Below are 16,190 nucleotides of genomic sequence, written 5' to 3' on the forward strand. Positions count from 1 at the left end.
AAAATATACCATAGGGGGTAATTTCGGAGATGACTGTTAACGTAATGACTGCAAAAGATGTTACGAAAAAAGTGTTCGGTAAAGAAACATTGTTTATCCTAGACGTTCGTAACGAAAATGATTTTAACGATTGGAAAATTGAAGGTGAAAACTTCGATTATTTAAACATTCCTTACTTTGAATTACTAGATGGGGTTGAGGAAATCCTTGAAAAACTGCCAAAAGATAAGGATATCTTAGTCGTTTGTGCAAAAGAAGGATCATCTGTCATGGTAGCCGATATGCTTTCTGAAGCTGGACTTGCAGTTTCTTATCTTAAAGGTGGTATGAAGGCTTGGAGTGAGCATTTAGAGCCAGTTAAAGTCGGGGACTTAAAAGATGGTGGTGAAATCTATCAATTCGTTCGTATCGGCAAAGGCTGTCTATCTTACATGATTGTTTCAAACGGTGAAGCTGCCATTATCGATGCAACACGTATGACTGATATTTTCCTTGATTTTGCTGAAAGTAAGGGTGCAAAAATCACGCATGTATTTGATACTCACTTACATGCTGATCATATTTCTGGTGGACGAAAAATCGCTGAAGCTACAAATGCAACTTACTGGTTACCGCCAAAAGATGCTACTGAAGTAACGTTTGAATACGCTGCTCTAGAAGGTGGGCTAGATGTGACAATTGGTCATACTACAATAAATATTCATGCCTTGTATTCTCCAGGTCACACAATTGGTTCCACATCTTTCGTTGTGGATGAAAAATTCTTACTTTCTGGTGATATTCTATTTATCGATTCAATCGGCAGACCAGACCTTGCTGGTGTAGCACAAGATTGGGTAGGGGATCTAAGAGAAACTCTTTATAAGCGTTATAGAGAATTGTCTAATGATCTAGTGGTTTTACCAGCTCACTTCATGATGATTGACGAATTAAATGAAGATGGAAGTGTATCTGAAAAACTAGGAACACTATTTGTGAAAAACCATGGTCTAAATATTAAGGACGAAGCGGAATTTAGAAAAATCGTAACAGAAAACCTACCACCACAACCAAATGCTTATCAAGAGATTCGTGAAACAAATATGGGGAAAATCTCTCCTGATGAAGAAAAACAACGTGAAATGGAAATCGGACCAAACCGCTGTGCAGTACGTTAATGAATATTAAAAGGGAACCATAAAGGGTTCCCTTTTCTTAAGAGGAGGCAACATGGAATGGATTTTACTTTTATCATTACAATCTTTTTAATTGGTTTTATTGGTTCATATATCTCAGGAATGTTAGGAATTGGCGGATCTATCATTAAATATCCAATGCTATTATATATTCCGCCGTTATTTGGATTAGCAGCGTTTAGTGCCCATGAGGTGTCTGGCATCAGTGCTGTTCAAGTGTTTTTTGCAACTATTGGTGGTGTATGGGCTTATCGTAAGGGTGGTTATTTAAATAAACCCCTTATTCTTTATATGGGGATTAGTATTTTAATAGGTAGTTTTGTTGGAGGATTTGGGTCCAAATTTATGTCAGAAGGCGGTATTAACGTTGTCTATGGAGTATTAGCGTTAATTGCGGCTATCATGATGTTCATTCCAAAAAAGAATGTAGATGATATTCCATTCGACCAAGTGACGTTTCATAAATGGCTAGCTGCCTTACTTGCCTTTATTGTAGGGCTCGGTGCTGGAATTGTTGGAGCAGCGGGTGCATTCTTACTTGTACCAATTATGCTCGTTGTCTTAAAAATTCCTACCAGAATGACAATCGCATCTTCACTTGCGATTACATTTATTTCATCAATTGGATCTACTGTTGGTAAAATCACAACAGGACAAATTGAATATGTCCCAGCTATTATTATGATTGTAGCAAGTTTGATAGCCTCGCCGCTTGGTGCAAACGCAGGAAAAAAGATGAACACAAAGGTTTTGCAGATTATCCTAGCAGTCTTAATCGCTGTTACCGCAGTGAAGATTTGGATGGATATTTTATAGTGATTCCAACTACTTAGGGAGGAGGTTCGTAGGCATTTGATTTTATGTAGTCTTTTGCTACTATTTATAGTATGGGAACTATACAAAAGGTACTTTCCTATAATCGGAATACAATGTAAAGATGTGTTAAAAGTTGACTTAACGAATATTGAGGTTATTGATGTAAGAGACTATAATATTTCATACAAAGATGTTATCGAGAATGCAATTAATATTCCTGTCGCCTATTTAGCGAGGTACTGTTATGAAATACCAGATAAAAAAGTTCATGTTGCAGCATCAACAAGACTTGAGAAAAATGTTGCGATTCGAATATTAAGGCGTAAAGGATTTCAAGTAAGTGGATATTCACTAATTAATTCTCGGAAATTTTGCTGTAATATGCAGTCACATAAGGTTACATTAAACCTTTAAGAAAGGAAACATGAACATGGAATATGATGAGAAGACCAAAAATCGGATTAAACGTATTGAAGGACAATTACGTGGCATTTTACGAATGATGGAAGAAAATAAAGATTGTAAGGATGTTATTACCCAATTGTCTGCTTCTAGAACGGCGATTGATCGTACAATTGGTGTAATTGTAAGCTCTAACCTCGTTTCATGTGTCAAACATGCAGATGAAAAAGGGGAAGATACAGAGACATTAGTAAAAGAAGCTGTGGAACTGCTTGTTAGAAGCAGGTGAATTTAAGTGCCTTCCCCCAAGCGTATTAACGCAATACCGCAATGGGGGAAGGCCTTTTTTTATTTCTTCTTCGTTTTATTCGCTATTTCAATCGCACGGTTCGTTTCTGCGACCGCTTTATCAAGGACTTCCTGTGGATCCTGACCTTGATATAAGTTTTCTAAGGCAGTTACAACCTGCTGTCTTGATTCAGGGAATACGGAAATCAGTGCACCTTGAGTTGCAACAGATGGCTTCGTTGCTTGAAGCTGTTCGACTGTTACCTTTAACTGAGGTAGCTCTTCCCATTGATCCTTTACGATTTGCTCATCGTATGCTGCAGGATTGATCGCAAAATAGCCTGTTTTTACATGCCATTTAGCTTGTGCTCCAGGACTTGCTAAATACTTCATAAATTCCCAAGCAGCATCTTGCTTCGCTTCATCAATTCCTTTTGACATCCAAAGGGAGGCTCCCCCAATGATTACACCATTGCTATCAACTTCATCTGCATGAGGAATGAAAGCAGCTCCTACTTCAAATGGGGCCGTTTTGACAGCATTTGTCGTTCCAGCAGAGGAATCCATATACATCGCAACTTTTCCAGTTTGGAAAGCAGCGCGAATATCATCCCAGTTTGTGCCGAAGTTTCCAAATGTACCAGCCTTATTCATATCATCTAAAAACTTAAATACGCGTAATCCTTCCTCACCGTTAAACACGGCTTCAGTTGCATCATCTGAACGACCATTATCATTATTTACATATAATCCACCTTGCGTAGCAACAAGTTCTTCAAAGAACCAGCCATAGGTTAACATGGAAAATCCGTATTGCTCTGTATTATCTCCATTTTTCTTTGTTAACTTTTCGGCCGCAGCTTTTATTTCACTGAAGGTTTTTGGAGGATTTTCAGGATCTAGCCCAGCTTCTTTAAACGCATCTTTGTTATACAGTAAAATAGGTGTAGATGAGTTAAATGGCATCGAGTACAATTTATCATCAACTGTATAGTAGTTTAGGATATTCTTTTCAAGCTGTGAAAGATCATAATTGTCTTTATCAATAAATGATTGCATCGGCTCAATGAAACCACTGTCAATCATATATTTTGTTCCAACTTCAAATGTTTGAATAAGAGCTGGTGCATCATTCGTACCGCCAACAGCCCGGAATTTTGTTAATGATTCTTCGTAAGTACCTTGGAATTCGGCGTTAACCTTTACTTTATCTTGAGAAGTATTAAAGTCATTCACAATCTCATCAAGAGCTTCTTGGCCAGCGCCAGACATGGCATGCCAAAAGACAATTTCTGTTGGTCCAGTTGGTTCCTTCCCGCCGTCATCCTTAGGTTCATTATCTTTATTTGCGCTATTTGAACAAGCAGTGGTAAAAAGTAAGCCAATAATGAAAACAATCGCAAAATGCTTTGTAAATTTCTTCACTTTCGTTAACCTCCTTCTTATTTTAATGCACCTTGAGACAGACCCTTCTGCAGCTGCTTTTGACCCAAGAATAATAAAATTAATGTTGGGATAATTACAACCATTACCCCTGCCATTACCACCCCCCAATCGGTAGCCATTTCTTGCGTTTGTAACTGTTTTAATCCTATTTGTACGGTTCTTACAGAATCATTGTTTGTGACCAAAAGCGGCCATAAATACATATTCCATGTTGTTAAAAAACCGTACGCACCCAACGTAACCAAACTCGTTCTTGAAACAGGCAGAATCACTCTTATGAAAAATTGGAATCTGCTTAATCCGGCAACCTGTGAAGCTTCGTGTAATTCCTTTGGAATGGTCTTGAAATGCTGTCGGAGTAAGAACGTCCCAAATGCAAGTGCGAAGAAGGGAACATTCAAGCCCTGATACGTATTAATCCAATCAAGCTTTTGAATCGTTAAAAAGTTTGGGATCATGGTAGCTTCCCATGGAATCATCATGGTTGAAATGAATAGGAAGAAAACAAAATTTCTGCCTTTAAAAGGAATGAAAACAAAGGCATATGCTGCCATGCTCGATACAATTAATTGGCCAATCATGACCGTTGCTGAAACGATAAAACTATTTAATAAATATTTCATCAAGGGTAATCGGTCAAATGCTTTGACATAGTTATCAAAGTTAATGGCCTCAGGAAAAAAGCTGCCTTGCAGGATCTCCTTACTGCCCATGAAACTAATCATGAGCGCATACAAAATTGGAAAAAATACGAGTAAGGCCGAAACTACTAAAAGAACATAAAATAAAATTTTTGCAGGGATGTTCATTGATAGTGCACCCTCTTTTCACCAAACTTAAACTGAAGGATGGTTACGATTAAAATTGTAATAAATAAGAAAACTGCTTGTGCACTGGCCGTTCCAAATTGATAGTTTATAAAAGCCTCTTTGTAGATGGAGTAAACAATAAGATTCGTAGATTCCGAAGGTCCGCCTTTCGTTAAAATGTCAATTTGTCCAAACGTCTGAAACGCATTAATCATCGATATGGTGATGATAAAAAACAAGGTAGGAGAAAGCATAGGAATCGTGATTCTTCTTAATCGATAAAAATAACCTGCACCATCAATTTTTGAACTCTCATACAAATGTTCATCGATGTTTTGTAATCCTCCAAGAATAATTAAGAACGAGAAACCTAGATTTAACCAAATGGTTGAAATGGACACTGATATCAAAGCCCATTCCGGATCTAAGAGCCATTGAATGTCCTTAAATCCAAATAAACCTAAGAACCGATTAAACATCCCGATACTTGGGTGAAAAAGAAACAACCATACCACGGACGATGCTGCGACTGAAATACCCATCGTAGATGAATAGATTGTTCTGAAAAAACCAATCCCTTTCAGTTTTTCATTAGCCAATAAGGCTAGAAACAATGCAAGAATGATGCCTGCTGGAACTGTATAAAGGACGAATAGTATCGTAGCTTTCGTACTTTGTTTAAAACTATCTGACTCAAATAAATAGGTGTAGTTTTCTAGTCCCACAAAAAGCGCCGCTTCACCCTGTTGATCCGTAAGAAAGAAACTTAAGTAAATCGTTCTGAACATCGGATAGAAAACAAACACACTGAATAAAACAATAGAAGGTAATAAGTACAAAAGCGCTGTTCTTGCATTCAGTGATCGTTTCCAAAAACTTATTTTTTGCGGTTTTTCCAAAGCAGGCTGCATCACATGACCACCTCACTATCAATCACATGATTCTCAATGTTTGAAGGGGACTTAATCAATTCGTGAGTGTTACCATCAAATAAGCAAATAGAATCATAGTCTACGGCAATCGGTATCACCTGGTTTACTTGAACTCTCCATTGCCCATTCCATTTTGCTAACCATTGCTTTTCTTCGATTTTAAATGCGAGGATTGTTTCATTGCCTAAAACCTCTACATTTATGACCTCAGCCGAAATGTGGTTTGTATTCTTTTCCTCCTTCACGTAAGGTTTTAAATGCTCTGGTCGAATTCCAACAATAATTTGGTCAGAGTCCAACAAATGGGTATCCTGTTCTGGAACTTTTATGTGTACCTGATCCCCAATTGAAATTTCTCTTTTTTCCTTATGTATCTTTCCATTTGCAATGTTCATTGGGGGAGACCCGATGAAGGTTGCGACAAAAGGATTTGCAGGCTGATTATAAATTTCGATAGGCTCTCCAATTTGTTGAATCTTTCCATTGTGTAGAATCATAATTCTATCTCCCATTGTCATCGCTTCAACCTGGTCGTGTGTAACGTAAATCATCGTAATACCAAGCTTCCGCTGGATCTGCCTAATTTCAGATCTCATATGGGCACGCAGTTTCGCATCCAGGTTAGATAAAGGCTCATCCATCAAACAAATCGGAGCTTGGTTCACAATCGCTCTTGCTAATGCGACCCTTTGTCTTTGACCTCCTGATAGTTCCCGCGGTTTCCGCTTTAGTAATTCAGATAGACCCAGCATCTCTGCCACATCCGTACAGCGCTTCTTTCTTTCATCCTTTGAAATCTTTTTTACATGTAAACCAAACACGATATTTTCCTCGACAGACAGATGAGGATACAAGGCATAGTTCTGGAATACCATCGAAATATCACGCTTACTTGGGGGCAACAGATTTGCTTCTTTATCGCCGATTTTTAAAACACCAGCTGTTATGTCCTCCAATCCAGCGATCATTCGCAGCATCGTGCTTTTTCCGCAACCTGAAGGACCTACCAATACAAAGAACTCTCCAGGTTTTATCGTTACATTGATATTTGAAATGACTTCAGTTGACTTATCATAGGATTTCGAAATATTAATGAGCTCGACTTTTTTCATTCGACCAATCCTTCCTTTTGAAAAAATACCTAAATTTACTAATTTGTCCAAGGTCTCTTTAATAATCTATATGTTGTTTTTTTAGAGATATTTGTTAATTCACTTACAAAATATTCCTGAGTTGGTTTAAAAATGCTATCAAATCCCGAAATGGGTATCCTGTTTTTGATTCCTGGACTTGGAGAAACACTCAGAGTCAATGGCAATGCGACAATATTAAGAGATGAAGAATTGCTTGGAAAAATGGCTGTTAAAGATAAACGTTCTCCTTTTGGTATTGGTGTAGAGGTGGAAGAATGTTTCATACATTGTGCAAAAGCCTTTAAACGTTCAGGTCTATGGGATCCAACAACCTGGTCCGATAAAGCCAAACTACCATCCGCCGCCAAAATACTATTCGAACATGCTAAGCTTCCTAATAGTAGCGTTGATTCGATTGAAGAAAGCCTTGAAGAAAGTTATACTAAAAGACTTTATTGGAATAAGAGAGCAGACAATTCACTGATAAACTCAGTTTTCATAAATATATTAATTCCCTTCTGGAGAGGTTAAGGATATTGTCAATTAATCAATACAAGGGGGATTTTCATTGGATAACAGCCGAAACAATGACAGCCCAAAACCGAAAAAAAATTGAAGCCTAAGCTGAAAAAAGATGATATTACCGTTGTTGACACAAAATCAGCACGCAAAGCTGTTGTGGCAACTGCTGTTGGTAATGGAATGGTTTGATTTTGGCATTTATTCTTATCTTGCCGATACAATTGGTCAAGTCTTTTTCCCAGAAGTAAGTGGCTCCATGCAGTTGGTATATTCCTTTGCAACATTTGCAGTTGCCTTCATTGCTCGACCTGTTGGGGGTATTTTCTTTGGGATGCTCGGGGACCGATTAGGCCGTAAAAAAGTCTTAGCGATTACCTTAATCATAATGGCCCTAGCCACATTAAGTATAGGCTTAATCCCAGGCCATGCATCAATTGGATCTACCGCTACTGTGCTTTTACTTATTGCTCGTTTAGTCCAGGGATTTTCAACTGGCGGAGAGTATTCAGGTGCAATGACGTTTATTGCTGAATCTACACCTGATAAGAGAAGAGGCTTCATGTCAAGTGGTCTTGAGGTTGGTACCCTAGTCGGCTACATTGCTGGAGCGGGTCTTGTTACTTTACTTACCTTTATTTTAGGGGAGGATACCATGTTAGATTGGGGCTGGCGTATTCCCTTTTTCCTATCAGCTCCGATTGGTTTGATTGGCTTTTATTTGCGTAATAATTTAGAGGAGACACCTGCTTTTGAAGCAATGGAGGAAAACAAATCAGACGATGATGATTATGCATCCGTTAAGGATATTTTACAGTACCATTGGAGAGCAATACTTATCGGTATGTTTGTTGTTTTCTTTTATATTGTTGTAAACTACACCGTTTTATCTTATATGCCGTCTCATTTAACCGCTGTTCTCGGATATGGAGAGGCAGAAGGGCTTTTATTGATTGTGATTGTAATGGTGATTATGATTCCAATTGTTCTGTTAATGGGATATTTTAGTGACCGGATTGGAGCCAAAAAGATTATTCAATTCGGTTTAGTTGGGTTGATTCTTTTGAGTATCCCCGCATTTAATTTGATTGGTAGTGGAAATACCTTATCTGTATTTTTTGGTTTAATGATTCTTGCCGTATTCTCCGCTTCTTTTCAGGGGACAATGCCGGCATTATTACCTTCCCTATTTTTTACAAGTGTGCGCAATGGTGCATTGGCAATTACATTTAATATTTCCGCATCATTGTTTGGCGGCACGACACCTTTACTTGTAGCTTGGTTAATAAGCAAAACGATGAATGAAATGGTTCCTGCCTACTATCTCATATTTGCATCTACTATATAGGTATCATTGTCGTAACCATTTTTCTAAAAGAGACTGCCGGGAAGGCACTTCGGGGTTCACCACCTGCTGTTGAAGAGAAAGCGGAGATAAAAGGAATATTAGCCGAACCAGAGGAAGCATTATGGTGGCATGATGAAAAGAAAGAAATCGAGGAGCGTGTAGAAAATAATTCGGATGACCAGAAGTAAATAGCATTTTCGCGGGGCCTGACCCCCGCCGTGCTAACACATTACCGCACCGGGGGTCAGGCCCCATTTATTAACACAATTTCTTCGAATCTAATGTATACTATAATTATCCTGCTCACAAAGCGGGATAATCCTTTTCATGAGGAGAATTATGATGAAATTAGATTGTTTGATTGTTGATGATGAGTTTGTTTTAGCTGAAACAACCTCTGAATATTTTAATATGTTTGATGTCAAAACGGCATTTGTGACAAGTGCTGTGGAGTGCGAGCAATTTTTAGAAGAACATGAACCATCATTGATTCTTCTTGATATAAATCTTGGAGATTCTTCTGGATTTGATTTATGTAAAAAATTGCGCCAGACCACGCAGATTCCGATTCTATTTATCAGTGCACGTTCTAGTGATGACGATGTACTGATTGCTTTAAATATAGGCGGGGACGATTACATCCAAAAACCTTATACATTAAGCATCTTGCTTGCAAAGGTTAAAGCATTTCTTAAAAGATTCGGCGGCAGCTCTAGCAATCAACAAGAGGTTTTAGAGTTTGGACAGATACAGATCGATACAAAGCTGCATCGTGTCCGGGTAAATGGTGTTGATATTCAACTAAAAACGATGGAATTTAAACTTCTATCCTATTTAGCAAAAAATAAAAATCGAATCATTACAAAAGATGAATTGTTTCAAAATGTATGGGGAGATTCTTTTGTGGGAGATGGGACCCTTAACGTACATATTCGGCATTTACGTGAGAAAATTGAAAGCAATCCAAAGGAACCGCAATTTATTAAAACGGTATGGGGAACAGGGTACGTCCTAGAGGATACCAATCAATGAGAATAAAAATATTCATTGTCACGATTATAGTCGTTTTTAGTGCAGGCACCGTCCTGTCCATATTCATGATTCATAGTAAATATAGTTCGGAAGTGGATCTTGTCGCCATAAATGATGTGGTGAAAACAGTTGAAAAAAATTGGGGCCAAATTAGTGAGGAAACATTTTACAATGACATAAAACAACCCATTTCAATTATAGATCACTTAGGTAACGTCATTTATCAAACACCAGACTATCATTTTACTAATCTTTACGATGCGATAAAAAATAGGGATACAATTATTGACCTTAAGCAAAATAACGAGATTGTCGGAAAAATAATCATTCATAATAATGAACTAGAAATCATAGAACAAATGAAAAGTGAACTGATCACAACGACTAGTTTAATATTTGGGCTAATAATGATCCTTATTATCCTTTACATAACCTATATTTATAGAACATTATTGAAACCCTTTCGGCAGCTTCAACATTTCGCAGCGAATGTGGCAAGAGGCAATTTTGATATCCCATTAAACATGGACAAGAATAATTACTTTGGTGCGTTCACGGAAAGCTTCGATATACTGCGTGAAGAACTTGATGCTGCACGTCAAAGAGAATACGAATCGAACCGCAGTAAAAAAGAGCTTGTTGCTACATTAAGTCATGATATTAAGACGCCTGTTGCTTCAATCAAAGCAGTTAGTGAACTAATGCTATTGCAGTCAAAAGACGACAAGGTGATAAGGCAAGTGAATACAATTTATTCGAAGGCGGAGCAAATTAACCTGCTTGTCACGGATATGTTTCACGCCACCCTAGAAGAACTTCAGCAATTAAAATTAACGGTAACTGAAGAATCGAGCGAAATACTGGTTGATATGATTGAGAATCTCAATTATGACCACAAAATATTTTATGAGCCAATTCCACCATGTATTATTTTAACGGATCCCCTGCGCATGCGGCAGGTCATCGACAATATTATCAGTAATTCATATAAGTATGCGGGAACAAAAGTCACCATTACATCTCAAATCAACCAGGGTTATCTTGAACTCCACATAATAGACCACGGACCAGGAATTAGTGAGGATGAATTACCTTTACTTTTCAATAAATATTATCGAGGGAAAAATGTTGAAGGCAACAATGGTTCCGGCCTTGGTCTATATATATCGAAGTACTTCATGGAAAATATGGATGGCCAAATTAGCTGTTTTAACCTAAAGAATGGATTTACGGTTGTCTTAAAAATCAAGCTTGCATAAGAATTAAGAATCAATTAAGAATTGCACAAAGATTTAATAAGAATTCATTTAGTATGATAAGACTGTAATCTTCATTGCGGTCTTTTTTCTTTTGGTTGAAAATGAATGTGAAAAAGGGAGATGTCTATAAATCATGACAAACACAATTATTAGAACCGAGAAGCTATGTAAAACCTTTTCCAGCGGTGGAATTCAACAGCATGTTTTAAAAAATCTAGATATCAGTTTAGTAGAAGGGGATTTTACCATCATCATGGGGAGTTCAGGATCTGGGAAATCGACGCTACTTTACGCAATTAGCGGGATGGATAAACCAACATTAGGTGATATTGAATTTTCCGGAAAAAATATAGCCACATTAAACAACGACCAACTAGCGATATTTAGAAGAAAGAATTGTGGGTTTGTGTTCCAACAGATTTATTTACTGGATAATATGAGTGTACTTGATAATGTCCTTGCAAGTGGGCTTTTAGTCAATAAAAATAAGCGGGAACTCGTCAAAAAGGCGAAAGAGCTTTTAACACAAGTAGGGATTCATGAAGACTCATGGTCTAAATTTCCTGCACAGCTTTCAGGTGGTGAGGCCCAGCGAGTCGGGATTATTAGAGCCATCATTAACAATCCAAAGGTTTTATTTGCAGATGAACCAACTGGAGCATTAAATTCAACGGCAAGTGATCGTGTTTTAGATGTATTCACAAATGTAAATCTGAAGGGACAAAGTATTGTCTTGGTAACTCATGACATTAAAACGGCCTTGCGCGGAAATAGAATTCTGTATTTGCGAGATGGAGTTATTTGCGGTGACTTGCGGCTAGATGCTCACAATGAGAATGAAAATTTCGAACGCCATAAAAAGTTAAAACATTTTCTTGCTGAAATGGGGTGGTAAGGTGAAGATTATAAATCTAGCTTTGGCGAATATTAGGAAAAGCAAATCAGCTACAGTTTCTTTATTTATCTTTATTTTGGTTGCGGCACTGCTACTTAATATTGGCCTCATGGTCATTACTCAAATAAATCCGTTTTTTGATAACAAGGTTGAACAATTAAAAGATCCCCATGTCACGATTATGATGGATCAGTTTAGTTATGACTCGACTTATGAAGACTTCCTAGCAAACTATTCCGGTGTAACAGAGACAGAAACTGAAGAAATTGTCATCATGAGCCTCGCTACATTTAAACTTGGCAATAGTGAATTAAATAGTAGTATCGCAATTTTTAATGCAGATCATAATCGCAGTATTGGACCGCTAAAATTGATTGAAAAGCTTGATACAACAAGTTCAAATGATATTTATGTGCCTTACAGTTTTAAAACAAACGGGGATTATGAATTGGGTGACAAATTTATCCTTACCTATCAAGATCGGGATTATGAATATCGAATTGCCGGATTCTTAGAAACAACTATAATGGGGACAAGTAACATCGGAGTTATGAAATTTATGCTACCAGAGGGACCCTATCAAGCATTGGTCAACAAACTAGACGAGCAATCAAAAGGGATGATTATATCCGCGTTGATGACTGACAAAACTCAATCTTCGAAGTTGCTAAATGACTTTACGAAGGAATTTCCGCAATCTGTTGTAGGAGAATCTACTTCGTATATTTGGGGATTGGATATTGAATTGGTTAAAAGTGTAAGTACAATGACCATCAACATCGTTGCGACCATATTAGTCGTTTTTGCAGCTATTATTGTGATTGTTTCACTGATTGTCATTCGATTCCGTATTTCAAATAGCATTGAAGATGGAATGACCAACATCGGAACCCTTAAAGCAATTGGTTATACAAGCGGGCAGATTCTTTCATCAATCATTTTGCAGTTTATCTTAATCGCCCTAAGTGCCAGTTTGGCGGGGGTTGCATTTTCATATAGTCTAATGCCTTTTATCGGCGGGATTATTTCCTCTTTATCCGGTTTAATTTGGCATCAAAGCTTTGATTTAATCGCTAATTTAGTGAGTATATTCCTAGTTATTTTATGTGTAGTAATCGTTACATTACTCTCTGCCTTCCGTGTTCGCAAGATTTTTCCTGTTGCTGCACTTCGTGGAGGTATTCAGACCCATAGTTTTAGAAAAAATTTCTTCCCTTTGGAAAAAGCGAAAGGTGGTCTGCATTTTTTACTTGCGATTAAATCGATGCTAGCGAATGCAAAACAAAATATCATGATTCTTGTAATCATGATTGCTTTAACGTTTGCTTCGGTCTTTTCAATAGTCCTATATTACAATATTGCTTCAGATAAAACCGCGTTTATTAACTTATTCGGCTCGGAACCATCAAACGTAATGGTTACTGTTATGCCAGATACAGATACAAAGGAACTGTTGAGCGATATTGAACAAATGGACCATGTGCGGAAAGTGAATATATTCGACTTAATTACAACTCAAATTGATGGCAAAACCGTGTATACCAATGTAACCGATCGTTTTGACCAGTTAGAGAACGATATCGTCTATGAAGGGCGTCAGCCAAAATATGAAAATGAAATATCGATTTCCTGGGTTGTATCAAACCAACTTAATAAAGGAATTGGGGATACAATTGAAGTAGAATATGGGACTGAAGCAAAAAGTTATTTAGTAACAGGACTCAGTCAATCAATTGGAAACTTAGGACAGGTAGCTGCATTAACAATGGAAGGAATGCAGCAATTACAAGCTGACTATAAAGGAACGACCCTGTATGTCTATTTGGATGGTATTTCGAATAAAGACTTTATCAAAAATGTCCAAGGAAAGTACGGGGATCAAATAGTTGGAACGTTAGATATCGATGAAAATATAGAGAGCCAAACAGGAATGTATACAGCAGCAGTGTTTGCTGTCATGGTGATGGTATTGACAATTACGGTGGTAGTTGTTGTGATGATACTGTATCTCGTTATCAAAACGATGATTATTAAACGTAAAAAGGAGTTTGGGGTAATGAAAGCAATCGGATATTCAACGATTCAGTTGATGAATCAAATATCGATCAGCTTTCTGCCTGTCATTATAACAGGTGTTGCCATTGGTGGTGTACTTGGCTACTTTTTCACAAATCCTATGCTTTCCATATTACTCTCAAGTGCAGGAGTAAAACGTTTAAATTTTATCATTCATTTACCGACCATTCTCTTGCTATGTGCAGGCATTCTTCTATTAGCCTATATAGTCTCAATGATAGTCTCTCGAAGAATAAAAAAAATCTCTGCTTATGGTTTGATAACAGAATAGAACGGGGGGACGGTTCCTGTGTTTACCTAGTTTTTACCAATTAGAAACGGAAGTACTGACCCTGAAATAGTAAAGGCCAATCCCATTCGGGATTGGCCTAAATGAACCTGTTAAATTTGTTTACTTTCTACAACTGTCTCTACCGACTTGTTTCGATAAAGGCGCTGACCGATAAACGATTGAATGGCTAGGAAGATTCCGCCTACGGCCCAATAAAGTGGTAACGCCGCTGGAGCTCTGAATGAAATGACAACAATCATAATGGGTGATATTAAACCCATGAACTTCATCTGCTGTTGCTGATTTCCCGTCATGTTTAGCTGCGAGATTATAAATTGGACAAAATAAATGACTCCCGCAATGATTGTTAACAATAAATCGGGATGCCCTAGACTAAACCATAAAAACGTATGGTGCGAAATTTCTGCCGAACTACGAATGGCATAATAGAGTCCAGTTAAAATAGGCATTTGAATCAGCAGTGGCAAACACCCCATATTTAAAGGGTTAACTCCATGCTGCCGATAAAGCCCCATCATTTCCCGTTGTAAGTCTTGTTTCTTTTTCGGATCTGTTTCTTCTGTTATTTTCTTCTGAATCAATTCCATTTCTGGCTTAATAATGGCCATTTTTTCTTTCATCACTGTTTGATTTTTATACTGCTTCAACATGGACGGCATCATAATCAAACGAATTAAGATGGTTACAATAATAATGGCTACTCCATAACTTCCAGAAAATGTATTCGCGATTAAATTTATGAGCTGTGTAATAGGTTCCACTAAATATTGATTAAAAAATCCTTGATTATCGCCAGTAGAATTTACTCCACATCCGGATAGCAATGCAGTAAGTGCGATAAAAATGACAATAAGATTGGTAATAGAGCGATATTTTTTCATGTTTCCTCCTTAAAAGTTGAATTTAACTGTTAAGATAAAAGGAAACAAAGCTATCAGAATCATCACCCGTACATATTCGATTTCGTATAGATCTTGTAATTCTCCTAGTAATAAAATACTGAATTAAAAGACTCCTATTTATATCAAATCTCTTACTTTTACTGTTTTGTATATCTGTGATATCGGATAAGGGTGAACCAAAACCAATTTCAACCCTCCGTGCAGATAGTAAAATGAGCATTAAACCGATATAGAGATTAACATTAAGTGCCATTAAAGTATAAAATTCAGGGTCCAACATTAATAAATCTAACAACAAAGGATTGTCACCCCTTTTCGTTAATCAATACTTTTACTATACATGAAATCGAATAGATGTACTAAGAATAATTTATGGAAGTTAAAAGGATGCTCTCACTCCAAGAATTTAAATTGTTTAAAAAGTTGTCACTTTACATACCTTAAGGGGGTATGCTATGATGGAGTCAAATAAGGAGGTTGTGCTATGGAAAACAAGGCTAATGATGCAGCTTGTCATACTGATTGCGGAACGTCCGGTCGTAAAAGTCATCATCCCGAACGTGTAAAAAAGGATCTCACGACTCGATTAAACCGTATCGAAGGTCAAATTCGGGGCATCAAGGGAATGATTGATAAAGACGTATACTGTGATGATGTGATTACCCAAATTTCTGCAACACAATCTGCTTTAAATAGTGTAGCCAAGATTCTTTTGGAAGGTCATTTAAAAGGATGTGTCGTTGATCGTCTGTCCGAAGGTGACAATGAGGTTCTGGACGAATTAGTAGTAACCATCCAAAAACTAATGAAGAAGTAAAATTTTTTAAGCAAGATATACCCCTATGGAGTATAAAATAAAAATGATT

General features: G+C 37.4%; 13 protein-coding genes and 2 pseudogenes. 10 read left to right on the plus strand and 5 right to left on the minus strand.

All coding sequences use genetic code 11. The features are described from left to right. Positions 1-29: 29 nt before the first annotated feature. The 3 genes from LKW28_RS12755 to LKW28_RS12765 all read left to right on the plus strand — a co-directional run bounded on the left by LKW28_RS12755 (position 30) and on the right by LKW28_RS12765 (position 2,682). On the plus strand, positions 30-1,157 hold the full coding sequence (locus LKW28_RS12755; protein WP_229140752.1) for an MBL fold metallo-hydrolase: 1,128 nt from the start codon (positions 30-32) through the stop codon (positions 1,155-1,157). 57 nt (positions 1,158-1,214) lie between these two features. Beyond that, positions 1,215-1,991 carry a sulfite exporter TauE/SafE family protein gene (locus LKW28_RS12760; protein WP_229140753.1) on the plus strand — a complete coding sequence of 259 codons (777 nt, stop codon included), beginning with the start codon at positions 1,215-1,217 and terminating at the stop codon, positions 1,989-1,991. A gap of 430 nt (positions 1,992-2,421) precedes the next feature. After that, positions 2,422-2,682 (plus strand): metal-sensitive transcriptional regulator, encoded by a 261-nt coding sequence (locus tag LKW28_RS12765; protein WP_229140754.1) that lies wholly within the window; start codon positions 2,422-2,424, stop codon positions 2,680-2,682. A 59-nt stretch (positions 2,683-2,741) separates the two neighbouring features. On the opposite strand, the gene LKW28_RS12770 is transcribed toward LKW28_RS12765, so the two are convergent. Genes LKW28_RS12770 through LKW28_RS12785 form a run of 4 tightly spaced genes read right to left on the minus strand, consistent with a single transcriptional unit; the run spans position 2,742 to position 6,980 of the window. Continuing rightward, positions 2,742-4,106: an ABC transporter substrate-binding protein gene (locus LKW28_RS12770; RefSeq protein ID WP_229140755.1), complete on the minus strand. Its 1,365-nt coding sequence runs from the start codon at positions 4,104-4,106 to the stop codon at positions 2,742-2,744. 17 nt (positions 4,107-4,123) lie between these two features. Continuing rightward, positions 4,124-4,936, minus strand: a complete 813-nt coding sequence (locus tag LKW28_RS12775) for a carbohydrate ABC transporter permease (protein ID WP_229140756.1) — start codon at positions 4,934-4,936, stop codon at positions 4,124-4,126. Beyond that, on the minus strand, positions 4,933-5,847 hold the full coding sequence (locus tag LKW28_RS12780) for a carbohydrate ABC transporter permease (protein ID WP_229140757.1): 915 nt from the start codon (positions 5,845-5,847) through the stop codon (positions 4,933-4,935). The genes LKW28_RS12775 and LKW28_RS12780 overlap by 4 nt, the downstream gene beginning before the upstream one ends. After that, a complete protein-coding gene (locus LKW28_RS12785) occupies positions 5,847-6,980 on the minus strand; it encodes an ABC transporter ATP-binding protein (RefSeq protein ID WP_229140758.1) in 1,134 nt (377 codons plus the stop codon). Before LKW28_RS12785 ends, LKW28_RS12780 begins: the two co-directional genes overlap by 1 nt. A gap of 126 nt (positions 6,981-7,106) precedes the next feature. Here LKW28_RS12785 and LKW28_RS12790 point away from each other — a divergent pair. The 6 genes and pseudogenes from LKW28_RS12790 to LKW28_RS12815 all read left to right on the plus strand — a co-directional run. Continuing rightward, positions 7,107-7,457, plus strand: a pseudogene (locus tag LKW28_RS12790) (pyridoxamine 5'-phosphate oxidase family protein); the annotation flags it as partial. 168 nt (positions 7,458-7,625) lie between these two features. Then, positions 7,626-9,056 (plus strand): annotated as a pseudogene (locus tag LKW28_RS12795) (MFS transporter). A gap of 154 nt (positions 9,057-9,210) precedes the next feature. Then, positions 9,211-9,900, plus strand: a complete 690-nt coding sequence (locus LKW28_RS12800) for a response regulator transcription factor (RefSeq protein ID WP_229140759.1) — start codon at positions 9,211-9,213, stop codon at positions 9,898-9,900. Next, on the plus strand, positions 9,897-11,159 hold the full coding sequence (locus tag LKW28_RS12805) for a HAMP domain-containing sensor histidine kinase (RefSeq protein ID WP_229140760.1): 1,263 nt from the start codon (positions 9,897-9,899) through the stop codon (positions 11,157-11,159). The genes LKW28_RS12800 and LKW28_RS12805 overlap by 4 nt, the downstream gene beginning before the upstream one ends. 133 nt (positions 11,160-11,292) lie before the next feature. Next, positions 11,293-12,054, plus strand: coding sequence for an ABC transporter ATP-binding protein (locus LKW28_RS12810; protein WP_229140761.1), 762 nt, complete (start codon positions 11,293-11,295; stop codon positions 12,052-12,054). Between the two features lies 1 nt (position 12,055). Next, positions 12,056-14,401, plus strand: a complete 2,346-nt coding sequence (locus LKW28_RS12815) for an ABC transporter permease (RefSeq protein ID WP_229140762.1) — start codon at positions 12,056-12,058, stop codon at positions 14,399-14,401. 110 nt (positions 14,402-14,511) lie between these two features. Here the strand turns inward: LKW28_RS12815 and yidC are convergent, their stop codons facing one another. Continuing rightward, a complete protein-coding gene (gene yidC / locus LKW28_RS12820) occupies positions 14,512-15,303 on the minus strand; it encodes a membrane protein insertase YidC (RefSeq protein WP_229140763.1) in 792 nt (263 codons plus the stop codon). A gap of 505 nt (positions 15,304-15,808) precedes the next feature. Between yidC and LKW28_RS12825 the strand changes: the two genes are divergently transcribed. After that, the gene (locus LKW28_RS12825) at positions 15,809-16,141 is read left to right on the plus strand and encodes a metal-sensitive transcriptional regulator (protein ID WP_229140764.1); all 333 of its coding nucleotides are present in this window, start codon (positions 15,809-15,811) and stop codon (positions 16,139-16,141) included. Positions 16,142-16,190 lie beyond the last annotated feature (49 nt).

Origin of the sequence: Bacillus sp. REN16 (assembly GCF_020731355.1) — a bacterium.
Lineage (GTDB): Bacteria > Bacillota > Bacilli > Bacillales > Bacillaceae_L > Ferdinandcohnia.